Source organism: Kitasatospora sp. NPDC048407 (assembly GCF_043200475.1).
Taxonomy (GTDB): Bacteria; Actinomycetota; Actinomycetes; order Streptomycetales; family Streptomycetaceae; genus Kitasatospora.
On the sequence record NZ_JBICXW010000014.1, the window covers coordinates 136,128 to 155,753 of the forward strand.

Below are 19,626 nucleotides of genomic sequence, written 5' to 3' on the forward strand. Positions count from 1 at the left end.
GTCAGATCGTCCGGTCGCGGCCCGCGCCCCAGCCGGCCACCGCCGCCACCGCGGCCAGCGCCAGCATCACGATCAGCGTCGCGTCCCAGCTGCCGGTCAGCTGCTTCAGCGCACCGCCGCCGACCGGACCGGCCGCCGCCACCAGGTAGCCCACCGCCTGGCTCATCCCGCCGAGCCGGGCCGCACCCAGCGCGTTCTCGGTCCGCAGCACGATGAACGCCAGACCCAGGCCCAGCGAACCGCCCTGCGCCAGACCCAGCACCGCCGCCGAGAACCACGCGCCCGACACCGGCGCCAGCAGCAGCCACGCGATGCCCGCCGCGTTCAGCCCGGCCATCGCCAGCGCCAGCCCGCGCTGCCGGGTCATCCGGCCCGCCGCCAGCGGCACCAGGAACGCGCTGACCACCTGCACCAGGTTGCTGAACGCGAACACCAGACCGGCCTCGCCGCGCGCCATCCCGTGGTCCGACAGGATCGTCGGCATCCACGCCACCAGGGTGTACACCAGCAGCGAGGAGATCCCCATGAACGCGCTGATCTGCCACGCCAGCGGGGACTTCCACGGGCTGACGGTGACGCGCTGCTCCGCCGTCGCCGGGGCCACCCGCAGCGGCACGGTCGGCTCGCGGCGGGCCTTCAGCACCTGCGGCAGCCAGGCCAGCCCGGCGACCAGCGCCAGCACCGACCAGGCGCCCAGCGAGGCCTGCCAGCCACCGCCGAGGGCGTGCTCCAGCGGCACCGACAGCGCGGCCGCCATGGTCGCGCCGACCAGCATGGTGGTCGAGTAGACGCCGGTCATCATGGCCGCCCGGTGCGGGAACTCCCGCTTCACCAGGCCCGGCATCGACACGTTCAGCACCGCGATCGCCACACCGATCACCATGCAGCCCGCGTACAGCGTCCACACCGACGGCAGCACCCGCAGCAGCACACCCGCGCCCAGCGCCAGCACCGCGCCCAGCACCACCCGCTCGGTGCCGAACCGGCGGGTCAGCCGCGGCGTCAGCGGCGCGCCCACACCCTGGAACAGCACCGGCACCGTGGTGATCATGCCGCTCGCCGCCGCCGACAGGCCGAAGGTGCGCTGGATCTCCGCCACCATCGGCGAGACCGCCGCCAGGCAGGCCCGCATGTTCAGGGCCACCAGCACGATGCCCACCAGCAGCAGGGCGGGGTGCGCGAACTTGGCGGTTCGGGTACCGACCTTCGGATCGAGGACGGGCTGCACGGCACGGGTGACCGACGACATGGCGGGGCTGACTCTCTGTGCGGGTGGAAGAAGAAGGAGAGCGGACGGGCGGCGCGGCGCTACTTGCGCGCGGCGATCTCGGCGAGCAGCTGCTCCACCGCCGCCGTCGGCTCCGCCAGCAGGGCCCGACAGGCCGCCTCGGCCCGCTCCGGGTCACGGCTCTCGATCGCGTCGACCAGCGCCGCGTGGGTGCCGATCGCCACCTCGGGCATGTCGTGGTCGCCGAACGCCGCGCGCATCGACTCCCGCACCGAGGCCCCGAAGTACCGGTACACCTCGGTCAGCGCCGGGTTGTGCGCCGCCTCCACCACCGCCGTGTGGAACTCCAGGTCGTGCTCGACGGTGGCCTCCCGGCCGGCCCGCTCCGGGTGCGCGGCCATCACTTCGGCCTCCCGGGCCAGCGCGGCCCGCATCCGGGCCAGGTCGTCCGGGGTGTGCCGCTCGGCGGCCAGCCGGGCCGCCTCGGTCTCCAGCGCGGCCCGCACCTCCAGTACGTCCCGCACCCCCGACCGCTGCACTCCGCGCAGCACCGACGCCGGATCGCTGGTCGAGCGGACGAACGTCCCCTCGCCCTGCCGGGAGACCAGCATCCCCGCGTGCACCAGCACCCGGATCGCCTCCCGCACGGTGTTGCGACCCACCCGCAGCCGCTCGGCGAGCTCGTGCTCGGTCGGGATCCGCGACCCCACCGGCCACGCCCCGCCCGCCAGCTGCTCGCGCAGCTGCTCGATCGCCTCGTCCACCAGTGAACGCCGCCCGGCCGCCTGAAGTCCCTCCACGCCGGGCTCCCTTCTCGCTCACTGTCGGATGTCGGTCATCCTACAACTCCTTGCCCGGTCATCCTACAACCGCCCTGGCGTGCGAAAACGCTGCCCGCCCGGGCAGTCGCGAAGGGCTCTTGCGGAGGCTGTCGGGGCGCTGAAGTCACCTGTCTCACACGGGAGAACGGGAACCCCTGGTGTGGACACGTCGTTCGAGTGCTCGGAGTGGAGACCCAGGCCGTGACTTTCGAAATGATCCCTTTATATGCTCCGCTCTCTAGCTTCATCCGTCGGCCCAGCGGACGGACTGGTTGCTGAGGCGCCCGACGGCCGCCTCCGGTGAAGGGTGTACGTATGGCAGGCCAGAGGGCGGGGGCGTCCGACGCGGATGCCGGCTGGTGGGAGAACGATCCGCCGCAAGGTGGCACCTACCAGCAGGACGCGCCCCGTCGCGACGACGCGCCGTCCACCGGAGTCCCGCGCCGCCGCGCGGCGAGCCACGACGACGCGCCGGCCGCCGGCGGCCGCGCCGCGTCCCGCCGAGCCCAGGGCCGCGGCTCCGCCGCCACCCCGCAGCGCTCCGGCCGCCGCGCCGCCCCCGCCGAGCCCGAGCCCGAGACCGAATCGGCGGGCGGCTTCGGCCACGGCGGCCGGGCCGGCTCCCGCCGGGCGGCGGCCGCCCAGGGGCGCCGCAAGCCCCGCCGCACCAAGAAGATCATCATCTGGTCGCTGGTCGGCACCAGCCTCGTCGTGGTCGGCACCGGCGGCTACTTCTACTGGCGCCTGAACGGCAACATCTCCGCCTTCGACCGCGAGGGCATCGCCAAGGACCGCCCCGCGGCCGCCGAGCCCGACTCCCAGGGCCGCCGGCCGATGAACATCCTGCTGATCGGCTCCGACTCGCGCGACGGCGCCAACAAGGACCTCGGCGGCGGCCAGGACGGCGGCGCCCGCTCCGACACCACGATCCTGCTGCACGTCTACGCGGACCACAAGCACGCCGTCGGCGTCTCGATCCCCCGCGACGCCGTGGTCGACATCCCCAAGTGCCTGCTGCCGAACAAGAACTGGACCAAGCCGCAGACCAACGTCAGGTTCAACGGCGCCTTCTCGGTCGGCGGCACCGAGCAGGGCAACCCGGCCTGCACCCAGAACACCGTCGAAGCCCTGACCGGCCTGCGCGTCGACCACACCATGGTGGTCAACTTCGAGGGCTTCGCCGCGATGACCAAGGCCGTCGGCGGCGTCGAGGTCTGCCTGCCCAACGCCATCCACGACTACGACCTCAACCCCAACCTGCCCAAGAAGGGCGGCAAGGAGATCTACCCCAAGGGCATACAGAAGGTCGAGGGCCAGGCCGCCCTCGACTACGTCCGCCTGCGCCACGGCATCGGCGACAACTCCGACGTCGGCCGGATGAAACGCCAGCAGGCCTTCCTGTCCCAGCTCATCAAGTCGGTCAAGACCAAGGGCATGAGCCCGACCAACCTGCTGCCGCTGGCCGACGCCGCCACCAAGTCGCTCACCGTCGACCCCGACCTGGCCGGCGTCGACAAACTGCTCGACCTGGGGATGTCCCTCAAGGACATCGACCTGCACGACATCAAGTTCATCACCACCCCCTGGCACTACCAGGGGGAGAAGATCGGCCTCAACCACCCCGAGGTCGACCAGCTGTGGGCCGCCCTCAAGGCCGACCGCACCCTCGACGGCCAGGACGCCAGTGCCGGCGGCGAGAGCCCCGCCCCGAGCGAGTCCGCCGCCCCGTCCACCAGCGCCCCGGCCGCCCCGCCCGCCAACGGCGCCGGCATCAAGGTCGCCGTCCTCAACGGCAGCGGCGCCTCCGGCCTCGGCAACAAGGCCGCGACCGCCCTGAAGGCCGCGAACTTCACCGTCACCAGCACCGGCAACGCCACCAGCCAGAACCACGCCACCACCGTGGTCCAGTACGGCAGCGCGAGCCAGAAGGCCAACGCGCAGGCCGTCGCCTCGCAGTTCCCCGGCGCCACCGTCGAAGCCGGCTCCGGCGCGGGCATCACGGTGACCCTCGGCAAGGACTACGCCGCGAGCGCCGGCGGCGACGGCGCCCAGGGTGGCGGCAACACTCCCGCCCCCGGCCCGCTGCCGACCAGCGTCACCAACGACGCCCGCTCCGCCGACGACGACCCCTGCGCCAACGTCAACTACGGCGGCTGACCGGCCCACCGGGCCCCGCGGCACACGAAAGCGCCACCGGCACCAGGCCGGTGGCGCTTTCGCCGTCCCCGAGGGTCAGCCGTTGAGGCCGAACACCCGGTCCAGCACCACGGCGACGCCGTCCTCGTCGTTGGAGACGGTCACCTCGTCGGCCACCGCCAGCAACTGCTCGTGCGCGTTGCCCATCGCCACCCCGTGCGCGGCCCACCGGAACATCGGTATGTCATTGGGCATGTCACCGAACGCGATGGTCTCGGCCGCCGTGACACCCAGCCGCCGCGCGGCCAGCGACAGACCGGTCGCCTTCGTCAGACCCAGCGGAAGCAGCTCGACGATGCCGTCGCCCGCCATCACCACACCCACCAACTGACCCGCCACCGACCATGCAGCCTCGGCGAGTTGATCGTCCGTCAGCTCCGGGTGCTGGATGTACAGCTTGCTCACCGGCGCGGCCAGCAGCTCCTCCGGCGCGACCTGCCGCACCGGCAGCCCGGTGGCGATCCGCAGCCGGTAACCCGGCCCCGCCACCACCTCGCCGTCCAGCCCGTCCTGATTGGCGGCGACCGCCAGCGGACCCACCTCGGCCTCGATCTTGGCCAGCGCCAGCGCCGCCAGCTGCCGGTCCAGCGTGACCGAGGTGAGCAGCTTGTGCGCACCCGCGTCGTAGACCTGCGCGCCCTGCCCGCAGACCGCTATCCCGGTGTACCCGATCTCGTCCAGCACCGGCTTCGTCCAGCCCGCCGAGCGGCCCGTCACGATGATGTGCTGCGCCCCGAGCGCCGTCACGGCGCCCAGCGCCTCACGGGTGCGGGCGGAGACGTTCTCGGCGCCGGTGAGCAGCGTCCCGTCGAGATCGGTGGCGACCAGCCGGTAGGGCAGGGCGTCGGTGCTCATGCGCGAAGTGCTCCAGGTGCTCCGGGACGACGGGACGGACGGGACGGGCAGGCGGTTACCTGGCCGCGGGCTCCAGGACGGCCTTCCCGCCGAGGAACGGCCGCAGCGCCTCGGGCAGCACCACCGAGCCGTCGGCCTGCTGGTGGTTCTCCAGCAGCGCGACGATCACCCGGGGGACGGCCACCAGCGTGCCGTTGAGGGTGGCGAGCGGACGGACGCCGTCCTTGTCGCGCATCCGGATGGAGAGCCGGCGGGCCTGGTACTCGGTGGTGTTGGAGGTCGAGGTGACCTCGCGGTACTTGCCCTGGGTGGGGATCCACGCCTCGATGTCGAACTTGCGGGCGGCGGACGCGCCGAGGTCGCCGGAGGCGACGTCGATCACCCGGTAGGGCAGCTCCAGCGCGTTCAGGAAGTCCTTCTCCCACTGGAGCAGGCGGCGGTGCTCGGCCTCGGCGTCCTCGGGGGTGGTGAAGACGAACATCTCCACCTTCTCGAACTGGTGGACCCGGATGATGCCGCGGGTGTCCTTGCCGTAGGTGCCGGCCTCGCGGCGGAAGCAGGACGAGAAGCCGGCGTAGCGCAGCGGCAGCTTGTCGCCGTCCAGGATCTCGTCCATGTGGTAGGCGGCCAGCGGGACTTCACTGGTGCCGACCAGGTACCGGTCGTCGTCCTCGAGGTAGTAGACGTTCTCGGCGGCCTGGCCGAGGAAGCCGGTGCCGTCCATCGCGGCGGGGCGGACCAGCGCCGGGGTGATCATCGGGGTGAAGCCGGCCGCGGAGGCCTGCGCCATCGCCATGTTGACCAGGGCCAGTTCGAGCAGCGCGCCCGGACCGGTCAGGTAGTACGAGCGGGCACCGGCCACCTTCGCGCCGCGCTCGGTGTCGATCGCGCCGAGCAGCTGGCCGAGTTCGACGTGGTCGCGGGGCTCGAAGCCCTCGGCGGCGAAGTCGCGGGGGGTGCCGATCTCCTCCAGGGTGACGAAGTCCTCCTCGCCACCGACCGGAGCGGCCGGGTCGATCAGGTTCGCCAGCGAGCGCTGCAGCCGCTCGGCCTCGTCCTTCGCCTCGCTCTGCGCGGCGTCGGCGGCCTTCACCTCGGCGGCCAGCTCCTTGGTTCGGGCCAGCAGGGCGGCCTTCTCCTCGCCCTTGGCGGCGGCGACCTGCTTGCCCAGCTGCTTCTGCTCGCTGCGCAGTTCGTCGAATCGGGTGCCGGCGGCGCGGCGGCGTTCGTCGGCGGAGAGCAGGGCGTCGACCAGGTCGACGTCCTCTCCACGGGAGCGCTGCGAGGTACGTACGCGGTCCGGGTCGTCACGGAGCAGGCGAAGGTCGATCACGGATCAAGCCTACCGGTGGCCGGTGGTCCGGTTCCGGCCATCGCGAGGCTTGGGCGGGTATGTCGCACTCTGTCCGGAAATCTGGCATCCTGTGCCCGGCCATCGGCGCGGGGGGTGTGGGCAAGCGCTCCGGGGGCTGGGGATAACTCTCGCCAACCTGTGGATAACCCCGGTGGACAACTCTTTCGTGGGCCGGTTATCCACAGGTGTGCGCCTGAGCCTGTGGACAGGGGAAAACCCATGGTCCGTGGGCCATCGAACCAGCATTTCCAGGTTTCAAACCTCGATACGGCTTCCCGAGTGAGGGAATTCGCTCGCTCGCACAGGTGATTTGTCGGCGCAGGGGTGACTCTGGTCCGATTAGTCCTCCCTATGCCCCTAGCTGATGATCTGACCGGGCCTGAGGGTGTCTTTACCGGTTTGTCGACTCCGGCCCGTCCTGTGGATAACTTCACAGCAGCTGGGGACAACCGCCCCTGTGGATGCCGGCCACCGCCCTGTGGATGAACCACCCCGCCCCGCACCCCGCACCGACGGCCCCCGGAGCACCGTCGGTGAACACCCGTCGGCCGGGCAGGTGACGTTCGGGCGTGTCGAAAATGAACGGAACGGGGCCCGGTGCGGCCCCGCCCCGGCCGAAATCGCGTTCTTGCGGTGCGGCGTGGTGTTGGGCGTCGGAGTCCGCCCGCCGGGCGTCGGAGTCCGCCCGCCGGGCGTCGGAGTCCGCCCGCCGGGCGTCGGAGTCCGCCCGCCGGGCGTCGGAGTCCGCCCGTCGGGCGTCAGAGTTCGCCGCGGCCGTCCAGGCAGCGGGACAGCCAGTCCGCGGCGTTCGCGAAATCCAGGTCCGAGGTGCCCCGCCGGAGCGGGGTAGCGGTGCCCCGGTCGGCGCGCGGGTACGAGCCGAGAAAACGCACCTGCGGGCACATCCGCTTCAGACCCATCAGCGCCTCGCTGACCCGCCGCTCGCTCAGGTGCCCCTCGCAGTCGATCAGGAAGCAGTAGCTGCCCATGCCCTCGCCGGTCGGCCGGGACTCGATCCGCATCAGGTTGATCCCGCGCACCGCGAACTCCTGCAGCAGCTCCAGCAGCGCACCCGGGTGGTCCTCCGGCAGCCAGACCACCATCGACGTCTTGTCCCAGCCGGTCGCCGAGGACACCCGCCCCGGCCGGCCCACCAGCACGAACCGGGTGGTCGGCGCCGCCGCGTCCTGGATTTCGTCGGACAGCACCCGCAGCCCGTACAGCTCCGCGGCGAACGCCCCCGCCACCGCCGCGTCGTACCGGCCGTCCTGCACCAGCCGGGCACCCTCGGCGTTCGACGCCGCCGACTCCCACTGCGCGTCCGGCAGGTTCGCCGCCAGCCAGTGCCGCACCTGCGGCTGCGCCACCGGGTGCCCGGTGACGGTCTTCACGTCGGCCAGCGCGGTGCCCGGGCGGACCAGCAGCCCGAACGAGATCGGCAGCAGCACCTCGCGGTAGATCATCAGCGCGCTGCCGTTGATCAGCTCGTCGCTGGTGGTGGTGACCGCGCCGTCCACCGAGTTCTCGATCGCCACCATGGCGCCCGCGGCCTCGCCCGCCCGCACCGCGTCCAGTGCCGCCGCCACCGACGCCACCGGCGTCAGCTCCCGCGTCCCCGCCTCCGGCAGGGTGCGCAGCGCGGCCTCCGTGAAGGTGCCCGCGGGCCCGAGATAGGTGTAACGGGTCGCCGACATGACCGCCTCCGAACGAACAGCGTGATGCGAACTGCGAGATGCGAACTTCCACGGGCCCACAGGGCTCGGTCTGCCACCTTAGCCACTTCCGCGGCCCCGCCGTGCCGCCGTCCGACGGCCGGGCAGCCGGGCCGAACGGCCGTGCGACGGTGCGCGTCAGCCCTCCAGCAGCGGCTGCCCCACGTACCCGCCCTCCGGCGCGCCCGGCGGCACCGCGAACAGCGCGCCCGCCTCGTGCCGCAGGAACCGCGACAGGCCGTCGCCGCGCGCCAGCCGCTGCTGCACCGGGACGAAGCCGCGCGCCGGATCGGCCTGGAACGCGGCGAACAGCAGACCCGCGTCGGGCGAGCCGTCGGCCAGCAGACCGTCGTAAAACGAGAACCCGCGGCGCAGCATCGCCGCCCCGCCGTTGGAGTCGGGCGCCGCCACCCGGACGTGCGCGTCCGGGGCGATCGCCAGGGTGCCGTCCGGGGCGGTCGCCGCCAGGTCGACGGGGGTGCGCTCGCCGGCGTCCGGGCCGCCCGACAGCGGGGCGCCGTCGCTCTTGCGGCGTCCCACCAGGCGTTCCTGACGGTCCGCCGGCAGCGACTCCCAGTCGTCCAGCAGCATCCGGATCCGGCGCAGCACCACGTAGCTGCCGCCGGCCATCCAGTCGGGGCCGGTGGCGAACACCTTCGCGGCGAAGTCGGCGTCCTGCGGGCGCGGGTTGTTGGTGCCGTCGACCTGGCCCATCAGGTTGCGGCCGGTCATCGGGCGCGCGGTCGCACCCGGCGTGCGGCCGAAGCCCGACATCTGCCAGCGCGGCACGGCCACCCCCGTGGCCAGCCGGCGCAGCACCCGCAGCGCGTGCACCGCGACCAGCGCGTCGTCCGCGCCGATCTGCACCCACAGGTCGCCGTCGGAGCGTGCCGGGTCGAGTGCGTCGCCGGGGAACGCGGGCAGCGCGGCCAGCGCGGGTGGGCGACGGTCGGCCAGGCCCAGCTTGTCGAACAGGCTCGCGCCGAAGCCGAAGGTGACGGTCAGCGCGTTCGGGCCCGCGTCCAGCGCGATCCCGCTTCCGCCGTCCCCGCCCGGCTCGCCGACGGCCATCCGGGCCGCGGCCGCCGACCAGTCCCGCAGCAGGCCCGCCGCCCGGTCCCGCCCGGCCCCGGCCGTCAGGTCGAACGCCACCCACTCCACCCGGGCCTGCCCGGGCTCCACGATGCCGCCCTGCCTGGGGCCGTGGAACGCCACCCGGGCGCTCCCCGGCAGCGTCTTCTTCTCCCGCGCCGACGCCCGCCCGCCCCACGCCCCGCCGACGGCGCCCACGGCCAGCCCCGCCCCGGCACCACCGAGCACGGCCCGCCGGGAGAGTCCCGCTATCTCCGTCACTGGCCCACCTTCAGCTGCTGGGTGGCCGTCACCTGGTCGATGTCGGACGACCGGACGGTCACCGAAACCACCCACTGCCCGGCCAGCGGCAACTGCGCGGTCCCGCTCCACGCACCCGTGCCCTCGGCCTGGAGCGTGACGGGCAGCGGACCGAGGTCACGGTCGGGAAGCGTGAACGCCAACTGCAACTCGGGAACCTCGACCGGCTTTCCCGCGCTGTCGGTCAGCTTGAGCGTGACCGCATTCGGCCCCGTCCCGACCGGGTTGACGGTGATGGTGGCCGTGCCCTTGGCGTTCGGAGTGCGGCCGCCGGTGTCGTACGGCAGCTTCAACTCCTGCGTCTTGCCGGGCACCGCGGACGCCCCCGCCACCGGAGCGCCCCCACCCGCCCCGGGCTGCGCGGCAATCGCCTGCGCGACCCGCCCGGGCGGCGAGTTGGTGAGCATCGTGGTGACCACCAGAACCAGCGCGGCGACGCTCGTCTCGACCACCACACTGCGCCGCAGCCCCGCCCGCACCGGCGAACCCTCGGCCGCACGCCGCCGGTGCGCCTTCGCCAGCACCGCCTGCTGGCGGGCGAGCTGCGCGGCGCGCTCGGCGTCGGTGTCGTCGGTGGCGGCCTGCGTCTCTCCGGGGGTGGGGGCTCCGGCGGTCGTGTTCGGGGCTGCGTGGTTCGTGTCCGGGGCTGCGTGGGGCGAGATGGTCTGCGCGGAGATAGTCTCTGCAGGGATGAACTCGGGCGCCTGATCGCTTGTGATCGCGCCCGAATCAACTTCGGTCACGGCCGAGATGGTCTGCGCGGAGATAGTCTCCGCAGGGATGAATTCGGAGCCCTGATCACTTGTGATCACATCGGACACGATCTGCGCGGAGACAGCCTCCGCAGGCGCGGTCTCGCCGCCGGCTGCACCCGACGCCGCAGCCCTCTCGTCCGCACCGCGCAGCCGCGCCGTCCAGGAACGCGAGATCCAGGCGACGCCGAGCATCGACGCCACGCAGCCGACCTTGATCAGCAGCAGCCGCCCGTACTCGGTGTCCACCAGCGCGCCCCAGCTGCCCAGGCCGCGCCAGGACTGGTAGACGCCGGTGCCGGCCAGTACCGCGACCAGCCAGAACGCCAGCTTGGAGAAGCGTTCGACGGCGGTGGCGGGCAGGCCGTGGCGCAGGCCGGTGACGAGTACGGCGAGGCCGCCGAGCCAGCCGGCCATGGCGAGCAGGTGCAGCGAGGCGAGCGGCAGGGCCAGCGGGACCTGGATGCCGACCGAGGAGTGGTCGGCGCCGACCCAGGTCGCCGACAGCGCGATGGCCAGGGCGAGCCCGGCCAGTCCCAGCGCGAGCCGGGTGTCGCGTTGCGGGCGCTCGGAGGCGGCCCGCTCCAGCTGGCGCAGCTCCGCCTCCTCCGCGTCATCGTCCTCGTTCGGCGCGGAGCCCGTTACGGAGCCCGTTACGGAGCCCGGCGTGGAGCCCGTTACGGCGCCCGGCGTGGAGTCCGGCAGGGATCCCGGCGCGGGCGCGGGCGCGGGCGCAGGGGGCTTCGGCTGGAGGCCGAGTTGGCCGACCAGCAGCGAGAGGAAGACACCGGCGGCGGCGAGCAGCAGCAGGCGGGCGGCGAGTGCGGTGCCGATCCGCTCGTCCAGGGTGGCGCGGACCAGCGACAGGTCGAAGGCCTGGCCGAGGCCGGTGCCGCGTTCGTAGGGGCCGCGCAGCATCAGCACGGCGACGGTGGACAGCAGCAGCGCGACCCAGCCGCTCATCAGCAGCCGCTGCACGCCGCGCACGGCCGCGCCGGCGGGCCAGATCAGGATCACGAACGCGGCGGCGCCGGCCAGCAGTGCGAACGCGCCGTAGGCGACGGTGCGGGCGGTGCCGTAGGCGAAGCCCACCGCGCCGTCGGCCTTGGCGCCCTGGACGGCGGCGGCGTTCACGGTGGTGTCGGAGGCCGCGCCGATGGAGAAAGTGAACGCACCGCCGATCGGGTGGGAGTCCTCCGAGACGGCCCGCCACGCCACCGTGTAGGTGCCGTTGCCGAGCCCCTGGCGGAGCGTCACCCGGGCGGTGGCGGCCTTGCCGTCCACATGGTCGGGCTTGCCGTCGTCGACGGCGGTGCCCTTCGGGTCGAGCACCCGCACCGAGTCCGCGGACAGCGACACGCCTTCGCTGAAGCGCAGCGTGACCGCGGCGGGCGCGGTCGGGACCACCGAGCCCTGCGCCGGGTCGGTGCTCTCCAGGGTGGCGTGCGCGGACGCCGTCGTCGCCCCGCCGAGCACCAGGGCGAGTGCCGCCACCAGCACCGCCAGCAGGGCGCCCAGCCGCCGCCGTTTCGCCGCCGTGATCACCTGTGCGCCTCTTCTCGTCACCGTGCCGTCTGCTGCCATCGCCGGGACCCTAACTTCCCGGACGGTACGTCAGTGGCTTCACCGGAATCTTGACCACCACGGTGCCCGCCTTGGCGAACTCCAGGTCCAGTTCCAGTTCGTCGCCGAGGGCCGGCTGCTTCGCCCAGTCCATGATCATCAGGTGGGTGCCGCCGCGGGCCAGGTCCAGGGTGCCGTGCGCGGGCACCGTCAGCTCGCCGACCTCCTCCATGGTCTTCTCGGTGGAGCGGTGCATGGTCACCGATCCGGCGCTCGGGCTGGTCACCTTCACCAGCCGGTCCGCACCGCCGTCGTTGCGCACCGTCAGGTAGCCCGCGCCCATCCCGCCGGGGGTGGCCGGCAGCGGTATGTACGGGTCGGCCACCGACAGCTGCGGTGGCGCGGCGGAGGCGCCGTCGGAGCCCGAGGACTGGCAGGCCACCACCACGGTGCCCGCGGCCAGGGCGGTCGCCAGGCCGGCCCCGATCAGCGCGGTGCGGCGGAACGCGCGGCTCACACCGCCACCCCCTTGGCGAGCAGCTCCAGGTCGTGCCGGTAGGTGTCCACCGAGGTGCCGGCCATGTACAGCAGGTGCGCCTTGTCGTCGGTCGGCAGGAACGCCAGCACCTGCGCGCCGTGCGTGGAGGTCACCGAGCCGTTCGCAGCGACCACCGGGTCCTCGACCATGATGCCGAGCGGCTTGGCGGCGGCCTTCACCTGCGCCAGGTCGCCGGTCAGCCCGATGAAGTCCTTGCCCATCGAGTCCAGCCAGGTCCGCAGCACCTGCGGGGTGTCGCGCTGCGGGTCGGTGGAGACGAACACGATGTCGATCTTCTGCCGCTCCTCCGGCGTCAGCTTGGACATCGCCACCCCGATGTCGCCCATGGTGGTCGGGCAGACGTCCGGGCAGCTGGTGTAGCCGAAGAACAGCAGCACGGTCCGCCCGGCGGTGCGCGCCTTCAGGTCGTACGGCTGCCCGGAGGTGTCGTTCAGCACCAGGTCGGGCTTGTCGAAGTGCTTGCTGAGCGCGGTGCCCTGGTACTGGCTGGTCGAGGCCTGCTTGCTGACCTTCGCCACCCCGTTGCCCTCCCCGCCGCCCGAGGAGGACGAGGAACAGGCGGACAGCGCGAGCGAGGCGCCGAGGACGAGGGCGGCGGCCGTCAGAAGCCGGGGGCGGGTGCTGCGGAGGGGTGCCAAGGGACTTTCCGTTCCGTGCAGGTGGGCCGTGCAGGTAGGCGGTGCGGGAGAGCGGTGCAGGTAGGCGGTGCGGGAGAGCGGTGCGGGAGAGCGGTGCGGGAAGGCGTGCAAGAGGCGGTGCGGAAGGGCGAGTACCGGGCGGGGCCGCGGGGTGCGGCCCCGCCCGGCGGGGGTCAGTTCGCGGAGCGGCGGCGCAGCCCGGCCACGCCGAGCGCCGCGCCGATCACGCCGACCACGATGCCGACCACGCCCAGGGTGCGGGCGGTGGAGTCGGAGGACTTCGCGGCGGGGGCGGCGTCCTGCTTCGTGGTGGTGTCCGTCGAGTGGTGGTCGCCGGCCGCGGCGGCCTTGGTCAGGCTGAGCACGGGGGCGGGCTTGGCCGGCTCCGGCTGCCCGTCCTTGCTGTCCTCGATCCAGCGGACCACGTCGCCGTTGTCGTAGGTCTGGAGCGCCTTGAAGGTCAGCTTGTCGGTGTCGGTGGGCAGCGCGCCCAGCGAGACGTTGAACTCCTGGTACTGCCCGGGGGCGATCTTGGTGCCCGCGTCGGCGGTCCAGGTGATCTTGGAGACCGCCTCGGTGATCTGCTGGCCGTGCGAGTCCAGCGGCTTGTCGAGCTTCGACTTCTCCAGGCTGGCCGTCCACCCCGGCAGCGGCTGGGTGCGCACCGACGCCATCGGGTGGTCCAGCGGCAGGTTGATCTCCAGCTTCACGGTGGAAGCGGTGTCGCTCTCGTTCGGCACCCGGAACGCCACGGCCGTGTACCCGCCCTGCTGGGCGCTGCCCGGCTGGACGGACACGTGCGCGGAGGCGGGAACGGCGGACGCCAGCAGGGCACCGGCCGCCACCACGAGCGCGCCGACGGAACGACGGGCGGTACGGGCGGAAAGCGAACGCATCAGGGGACTCCTGGGGAGGAAGAGGCCACGCGACAACGCGCGGGCCACGTGGGGACAACGGGAAGAGGGGACCCGACCGCCCCGCTCACGAAGCGGGCACGGCGGCAGGCAGCGATGCGCGCCCGAACCCCGGCCTCCCGGCCCGGCTCAGCGCGCGAACGCCACCGCGGGCGGTCCCCTGCGCAGCACGCAGTGCCGCAGTGCCGCCGCCACCGGCAGCCGCCAGTCCTCCGGCCGTCCACTCCGCCGCGCCCGCACCGGGCGCGGCCCGTCCACCAGCAGCGCCACCAGCAGCGCCACCGCCGTCCGCAGCGGCGCCGCCCACTCGCGGGCGGTCAGCGCCACCGTCCGCACCAGCCGCCACAGCGCGGCCTCGCCGCGCCGCAGCCACCAGCCCGCGACCACCGCCGCTGCCAGGTGGGCCAGCACCATGCCGGGTGTCAGCCCCAGCCAGCCCGCCGCGTGCGGCATCGCCGTCGCGTACGCCTGCGGGTCAAGGCCCGCGGCGCTCACCACCTGGTCCGCCGTGGTGGTCGCCGGGACGACCGTCAGGCCGTCGCCGGGGGTGTCGTTGCACAGCAGCCGGCCCGCCACGGACGCCAGGGCGTCGGGCCCGCCGTTTCCGGCCATCGACGCGTGCGGCATCGCCATGCCGCCGCCCAGGCCGTCGCCGAACCGGTGGAACAGCAGGTGCAGACCCAGTTGTCCGGCGCCCAGCGCCGCCGCGATCGCCCCCAGCGAGCGCTCCCGCCCGCCGAGCAGCGCCGCCGCCGCGCACACCGCGGCGAAGCCCGCCGCCAGCGTGTCCGGCGCCACCGCACCGCCCGCCCGGGCGTGCCCGAAGGCCGCGACCAGCGTGCACACCAGCGCGAACGGCACCGCGCGCAGCACCCGCAGATCCCAGGCAGCCGTTGAGACCCGTGCCGCGGGCAGGGCGGAGCCCCGGCGGGCGGCGGCGGTCGGGTCAGTCATGGCCGAGCCATCATCTCACCGCCTACAGCCGCTCCCGGGGCAGGCCCCGGAACCCGCCGGGAATGGCGCGAACCCGACCGGCGCACGCACCCGCCCACGCGCCGATCGGCACACCCGGCAGGGGCAGTCCATCCGCCGAACGGGCGGTACCGGCGAGTGCGGACGGTTCGCCGCGCGCCGTCGAGGAGATAGCTAGTTGTATGTGGAGCCGCAGCCAGGAGGGATCTCCCGTGGACATCTGGTGGACTCTGCACCTCAAGCGCGACCCGGCCAGCGTGCCGCTCGCCCGCCGCATCCTGCTCGGCGCCATGGACTCCGCCGGAGTCGACCCGCAGGACGCCTTCGACCTCGGCCTCGCCCTCACCGAGGCCTGTGCCAACGCGGTCGAACACGCCGGGCCCGGCCACTTCGGGGACACCTTCCAGGTCACCGCCGCGCTCAGCGGCGACCGCCTGCGGATCGAGGTCGCCAACACCGGCCAGTCCCCGGTCGCACCCACCGCCTCCCGCCCGGGCCCGCGCCGCCGTCCCGCCGCCGAACGCTCGTCCACCGAACGCTCGTCCACCGAACGGCCCGCCGACCGCCCCGCGCCGCGCTGCCGCACCCGCCGGGGCCGCGCCTCCGTCCCCGCCCGGGTACTGGCCACCCGCAGCCCCGCCGCCGACCGGCCCGCCGCCCCCTACGACACCCACGTGCTGCCCGCGCTGCGCCCCGCCCTGCCGGCCACCGACCCCGGCGTGCTGCCCGACCTGACCGCCGAGTCCGGCCGCGGCCTGTTCCTCATCCACGCCCTCGCGGACCACGTCCAGCTCCGCACCCACCCGCAGCGCGGCGCCACCGTCAGCTTCGACAAGATTCTCAGCGCCCCGCTGCTGCGCACCGCTTCCTGACGGCCCACCGGCCGTTCTCCTCACCCTCTTCGCCCTCTTCGCCCGAAACCCGCCGGTCAGCGGCTCGGGCGCTCCCTGGGACGCAATGTCGAGAACCGGGCCGCGGCTCCGTCTCCGGGACGATGGGACGAGACCGCCCGCACCGAGAGGAGCCGTCCGCCGTGACGCACATGCTGCAGATGCACTTCAGCCAGTCGGACACCGACGTTCCGCCGATCCCCTCCTGGGATCCGGCGGCGACCGCCGCCCACATCGCCTTCATGCGCCGCTCGGTCGCCGAGCTCACCGCCAGCGGCGAACTCGTCGAGGCCCAGGGCCTGGCGATGCCCGACACCGCGCGGATCGTCCGGGCCGGCGACGGCGGGCCGTCCGTCGCCGAGGGGCCGTTCCCGGCGGACAAGGAGTTCCTGTTCGGCTGGTGGATCGTCGACTGCGCGAGCGACGCGCGGGTGCTGGAGATCGCCGCCGCGCTGTCTGCCGCGCCGGGCCACGACGGCAAGCCGATGAACATGCCGATCGAGGTCCGCGAGGTGTTCTCGGAGCCCCCGGCGCAGCCCTGACCGGTCGCGCGAATTGCCGGGTATGTCCGGTCGGCGGACGATGGTGATCATGATGCATCAGATGCGCGCCGAGACCGGCACCGGCGGCGCCACGGACTCCGTGGTCAGCTGGCACATCGTCCGCAACGCGGACGTCACCGCCCTGTGCGGCAAGACGCTCGACACCGCCGCCCCCGTCCAGGACGCCACCCGCTGGACCCTCGACCCCGACCACAACTGCCACACCTGCGGGGCGCTGTTCCTCCGCGAGACGCCGTACTTTCCGGACGAACACACCGACTGATCTGCCGGGAGACGCCGAACGGCCGGCCCCGGGTGCGGGCCGGCCGTTCCTACTGGGGTCCGAGGGACGCTCAGCCGCCGCTCTTGCGGCGGAAGGTGCGCTTGCCGCCGGCCGCGCCGGTAGTGCCGTGGATCTTGGAGTCGCCGCCGGGGCCGCCGCCGGCGCCCCGGCTGTTGCCGCCCTTGCGCTGCAGCGCGGCCAGGAACTTGGCCTTCTGGTCGTCCTGGACGGGTGCCTCGGCGGCGGTGTCGGCGGTGGCGTCGGTGGTGGCCTCCGGCGCGGGCTCGGCTGCCGGGGCGGTGTCGCTGCTCATTTCGGGACCTCCTGGACGGGAGTGGGGTGTGCTGCAGCACACCCTCCCATGCCGACCGGGGCCGCTGTCGGCCGACACCGGGGTCGGTCAGTCCCGGTGTGCCCTGCCGAGGTGGTGGGGCTGCCGCTCGTCGCGGTACTGCAGGCCGCCCATCATGAACAGCAGGGCGAGGGTCGGGAAGCCGAACGAGGCGATCACCAGTACGAAGAACTGCCAGACCATGGGACTCTCCTGTCGCGAAGCCTCGGCGAGTTGCCATATTTCACCCAATTATGTCCGAATCGCCGTGCGGGAGGCCGAACGGAAGGGTCGAACAGCCCCTGTTCGAACGACGGGTGGCCGACGCAGACTGAGAAGCATGCGGGTACAGCTGGCAGTCGACGCGCGCCGCCCGGACCGGGCCTGCGAGGACTTCGTGGTGGCCACCCCGGAGGTTCTGGTGCTGCTGGACGGCTCCAGCGCCCCGGACACCCTGGACTCCGGCTGCGGCCACGGCATCCCCTGGTACGTGCGCCGCCTCGGCGCGCACCTGGTCGCCCGGCTCACCGGCCACCCCGACCGGGACATCGCCGACTGCCTGTCCGACGCCATCGCCGACACCGCCGCCCTGCACGGCGACAGCTGCGACCTGGCCAACCCCAACACGCCCGCCGCGATGGTGGTCGCCGCCCGGCTGCGCGGCGACGCGCTGGAGTACCTGGCGCTCGGCGACTCCCTGCTGGTGCTGCACCCCAAGGCGGGCCCGCCCCGGGTGATCGGCGACAACCAGCGCTTCCACGGCGGCGAGGAACTGCGCCGCCAGGTCTGGTCGACCGTCCCCGGCACCGCCGAACGCGCCGAGCTCTACCTGCGGTACGCGATCGCCGTCCGCGCCGCGCGCAACAGCGGCCACGGGCCGTGGATCGCCGCCGCCACCCCGCAGGCCGCCCAGCACGCCGAGACCGGCGTGGTCGGCCGCGCCGACCTGCACGGGGTGGCCGCCCTGTCGGACGGCGCCGCCCGCTTCACCGAGCGCCTGGGGCTGGGCAGTTGGGCCGACGCCGTCCGACTGCTCGCCGAGGCCGGCCCCGCCGAACTGATCGCCCAGGTCCGCACCGCGGAGCGCACCGACGCCGACTGCGTCCGCTGGCCCCGCGGCAAGGCCCACGACGACGCGGCCGCGCTCTACGCCCGGCTCTGACGTCCGGGGCCCGTCGGGTCGGTCTCGCCGGGCGCGCCGAGACCGACCGGACAGACCCGGGTCAGCGACCGGCCGTCAGGTACACCGCGCGGGCCGCCGACCCGTCCGGCGCGGTGTATCCGGCGACCACCTCGCCCGGCGCGGGCTCTCCGGTGGGCCGCAGTTCCCGGCGCAGCGTCACCGCCACCTCGCCGTCGACGGCCGCCACCGTCACCGTGTCGTCCACCGCGTCGCTCTCGCTCTGCTTCTGCGGTACCGCCCGTCCGTGCAGCAGTTCGGTCAACTGGGCGCGGACCACCGGGTCCTGCTCGCCGTCGTAGAACCAGCGGGTGCCGAGTACGCCGTGTTCGGCGGTCCCGATCAGCGCGCCCTCGGGCGCCCCGTCCAGCGGCGCGCCCCGGTAGGCCATCGGCACCAGGTAGGAGGCCTGACCGTCCGTCACCACCATCAGCTCGATGCCGACCTCGCCCGCCGGGTCGTCCAGCCGGAATCCGCCGGCCCGCTCCAGCGGGCCACCGCCGGGGCGGTACCAGTCCTGCTTCGGCAGCCAGTCGGCCAGCAGGTCCAACTTGCCCGGGTTCATGGTGGTCTGATGGATCGTCGCCATTGCCGTTCCTCCCTCTCGCGCGGTGTCCTTGCGGGGCCCAGCCTACGAATCGCGCCCCGTGGGCAGTGAATTCGCCGGACTGCTCCGGTGCTGCCCGTTCGGATGAATGCGGCGCGCACTGCCGCTGGTTCGTGGTCGCCCGGTGCTAGGAATTGCCCTGCGCTCGGGACTGGGCCGAGAAAGCACCTCATGGCCTCAGGGGAATCGTGCGGCCTTGCGCACAGAACGGAAACGCCTCATGGCCCTCGCTTTCCGCAAGACGCTCGCCATTGCCACGATGGGGCTGGCCGCCGCCCTCCTGCCGACCGGCGGCGCCGGAGCGGCCGACACCAGCCACGCGACCACGCGCACCCCCGGCACCTACTGCCTCGCCAACGCGTGGAACACCCCGAACGTCGGCACCAAGCCGTGCGACGGCAACGACCAGGGCCAGCACTGGACCGTCACGGGCGAACAGATCTCCCTCACCAATGCGCGCGCCTACTGTCTCGCCAACAAGTGGGGCGCCCCGGACATCTCCACCAAGCCGTGCGCCTCGGGCGACCCGGGCCAGTACTGGACCATCGCGGGCCAGCAGATCTCGCTCACCCTCGCCCCCGGCTACTGCCTCGCCAACGCCTGGGGAACCCCGAACATCTCCACCAAGCCGTGCGACGTCAACGACAAGGGCCAGCACTGGGTGGTCTTCGGCGACCAGATCAGCCTCGCTCTCGCCTGACCTTCCGGCACAGCTTTCCGGACAGACCCAACACGCCGTCCCGCCGGGGCAGTTGCCCGGGCGGGACGGCGGAAAACCCGCGTGCCCCGTCCGAGGACGGGGCACGCGGGTTTTCGGGCTTGTGGGTGCTTCAGGGG

The 19,626-nt window shown here is 73.4% G+C and carries 20 protein-coding genes; 6 read left to right on the forward strand and 14 right to left on the reverse strand.

Features of this window, described 5'->3' with window-relative positions; translation table 11 throughout:
* Position 1: 1 nt before the first annotated feature.
* Together ACGFWJ_RS24615 and ACGFWJ_RS24620 are read right to left on the reverse strand one after the other, a co-directional pair.
* On the reverse strand, positions 2–1,249 hold the full coding sequence (locus tag ACGFWJ_RS24615) for a CynX/NimT family MFS transporter (protein ID WP_392953201.1): 1,248 nt from the start codon (positions 1,247–1,249) through the stop codon (positions 2–4).
* A 59-nt stretch (positions 1,250–1,308) separates the two neighbouring features.
* Positions 1,309–2,028 (reverse strand): FadR/GntR family transcriptional regulator, encoded by a 720-nt coding sequence (locus tag ACGFWJ_RS24620; RefSeq protein ID WP_392953203.1) that lies wholly within the window; start codon positions 2,026–2,028, stop codon positions 1,309–1,311.
* 336 nt (positions 2,029–2,364) lie between these two features.
* Here ACGFWJ_RS24620 and ACGFWJ_RS24625 point away from each other — a divergent pair, with 336 nt between their 5' ends.
* Positions 2,365–4,206 carry an LCP family protein gene (locus ACGFWJ_RS24625; RefSeq protein ID WP_392953206.1) on the forward strand — a complete coding sequence of 614 codons (1,842 nt, stop codon included), beginning with the start codon at positions 2,365–2,367 and terminating at the stop codon, positions 4,204–4,206.
* A 75-nt stretch (positions 4,207–4,281) separates the two neighbouring features.
* On the opposite strand, the gene ACGFWJ_RS24630 is transcribed toward ACGFWJ_RS24625, so the two are convergent.
* From ACGFWJ_RS24630 to ACGFWJ_RS24670, 9 genes are all read right to left on the reverse strand, one after another.
* A complete protein-coding gene (locus ACGFWJ_RS24630; RefSeq protein WP_392953208.1) occupies positions 4,282–5,100 on the reverse strand; it encodes an HAD family hydrolase in 819 nt (272 codons plus the stop codon).
* Positions 5,101–5,155: 55 nt separating this feature from the next.
* The gene (gene serS / locus ACGFWJ_RS24635; RefSeq protein ID WP_392953210.1) at positions 5,156–6,433 is read right to left on the reverse strand and encodes a serine--tRNA ligase; all 1,278 of its coding nucleotides are present in this window, start codon (positions 6,431–6,433) and stop codon (positions 5,156–5,158) included.
* A 779-nt stretch (positions 6,434–7,212) separates the two neighbouring features.
* Positions 7,213–8,148, reverse strand: coding sequence for a prephenate dehydratase (gene pheA / locus ACGFWJ_RS24640; RefSeq protein ID WP_392953213.1), 936 nt, complete (start codon positions 8,146–8,148; stop codon positions 7,213–7,215).
* A gap of 156 nt (positions 8,149–8,304) precedes the next feature.
* Positions 8,305–9,510, reverse strand: coding sequence for an iron uptake transporter deferrochelatase/peroxidase subunit (efeB, locus tag ACGFWJ_RS24645; protein WP_392953319.1), 1,206 nt, complete (start codon positions 9,508–9,510; stop codon positions 8,305–8,307).
* Positions 9,511–9,515: 5 nt separating this feature from the next.
* Positions 9,516–11,894: a FixH family protein gene (locus ACGFWJ_RS24650; protein WP_392953216.1), complete on the reverse strand. Its 2,379-nt coding sequence runs from the start codon at positions 11,892–11,894 to the stop codon at positions 9,516–9,518.
* 10 nt (positions 11,895–11,904) lie between these two features.
* A complete protein-coding gene (locus ACGFWJ_RS24655; RefSeq protein WP_387640327.1) occupies positions 11,905–12,390 on the reverse strand; it encodes a copper chaperone PCu(A)C in 486 nt (161 codons plus the stop codon).
* Positions 12,387–13,070: an SCO family protein gene (locus ACGFWJ_RS24660; protein ID WP_387640329.1), complete on the reverse strand. Its 684-nt coding sequence runs from the start codon at positions 13,068–13,070 to the stop codon at positions 12,387–12,389. Before ACGFWJ_RS24660 ends, ACGFWJ_RS24655 begins: the two co-directional genes overlap by 4 nt.
* A 173-nt stretch (positions 13,071–13,243) precedes the next feature.
* Positions 13,244–13,966 carry a YcnI family protein gene (locus ACGFWJ_RS24665; RefSeq protein ID WP_392953221.1) on the reverse strand — a complete coding sequence of 241 codons (723 nt, stop codon included), beginning with the start codon at positions 13,964–13,966 and terminating at the stop codon, positions 13,244–13,246.
* A gap of 147 nt (positions 13,967–14,113) precedes the next feature.
* Positions 14,114–14,938, reverse strand: coding sequence for a hypothetical protein (locus ACGFWJ_RS24670; RefSeq protein WP_392953224.1), 825 nt, complete (start codon positions 14,936–14,938; stop codon positions 14,114–14,116).
* Positions 14,939–15,168: 230 nt separating this feature from the next.
* Between ACGFWJ_RS24670 and ACGFWJ_RS24675 the strand changes: the two genes are divergently transcribed.
* The 3 genes from ACGFWJ_RS24675 (at position 15,169) to ACGFWJ_RS24685 (ending at position 16,671) form a co-directional block, all read left to right on the forward strand.
* Complete coding sequence (locus ACGFWJ_RS24675; RefSeq protein WP_392953227.1) at positions 15,169–15,828, forward strand: ATP-binding protein; 660 nt, start codon at positions 15,169–15,171, stop codon at positions 15,826–15,828.
* A 170-nt stretch (positions 15,829–15,998) separates the two neighbouring features.
* Positions 15,999–16,388, forward strand: a complete 390-nt coding sequence (locus ACGFWJ_RS24680; RefSeq protein WP_387640727.1) for a YciI family protein — start codon at positions 15,999–16,001, stop codon at positions 16,386–16,388.
* A gap of 49 nt (positions 16,389–16,437) precedes the next feature.
* The gene (locus ACGFWJ_RS24685) at positions 16,438–16,671 is read left to right on the forward strand and encodes a hypothetical protein (RefSeq protein WP_392953230.1); all 234 of its coding nucleotides are present in this window, start codon (positions 16,438–16,440) and stop codon (positions 16,669–16,671) included.
* Positions 16,672–16,741: 70 nt separating this feature from the next.
* Here the strand turns inward: ACGFWJ_RS24685 and ACGFWJ_RS24690 are convergent, their stop codons facing one another.
* Positions 16,742–16,984 (reverse strand): DUF5302 domain-containing protein, encoded by a 243-nt coding sequence (locus tag ACGFWJ_RS24690; protein ID WP_387640342.1) that lies wholly within the window; start codon positions 16,982–16,984, stop codon positions 16,742–16,744.
* Between the two features lie 87 nt (positions 16,985–17,071).
* Positions 17,072–17,206 carry a hypothetical protein gene (locus ACGFWJ_RS24695; protein WP_387640344.1) on the reverse strand — a complete coding sequence of 45 codons (135 nt, stop codon included), beginning with the start codon at positions 17,204–17,206 and terminating at the stop codon, positions 17,072–17,074.
* A gap of 136 nt (positions 17,207–17,342) precedes the next feature.
* On the opposite strand from ACGFWJ_RS24695, the gene ACGFWJ_RS24700 reads away from it, so the two are divergent.
* Positions 17,343–18,164, forward strand: a complete 822-nt coding sequence (locus tag ACGFWJ_RS24700; protein ID WP_387640347.1) for an integrase — start codon at positions 17,343–17,345, stop codon at positions 18,162–18,164.
* A gap of 61 nt (positions 18,165–18,225) precedes the next feature.
* Here ACGFWJ_RS24700 and ACGFWJ_RS24705 read toward each other — a convergent pair whose 3' ends face one another.
* A complete protein-coding gene (locus ACGFWJ_RS24705) occupies positions 18,226–18,771 on the reverse strand; it encodes a 1,4-alpha-glucan branching protein (RefSeq protein ID WP_392953234.1) in 546 nt (181 codons plus the stop codon).
* Between the two features lie 238 nt (positions 18,772–19,009).
* Between ACGFWJ_RS24705 and ACGFWJ_RS24710 the strand changes: the two genes are divergently transcribed.
* Positions 19,010–19,489: a ricin-type beta-trefoil lectin domain protein gene (locus ACGFWJ_RS24710; RefSeq protein WP_392953236.1), complete on the forward strand. Its 480-nt coding sequence runs from the start codon at positions 19,010–19,012 to the stop codon at positions 19,487–19,489.
* Positions 19,490–19,626: the final 137 nt, after the last annotated feature.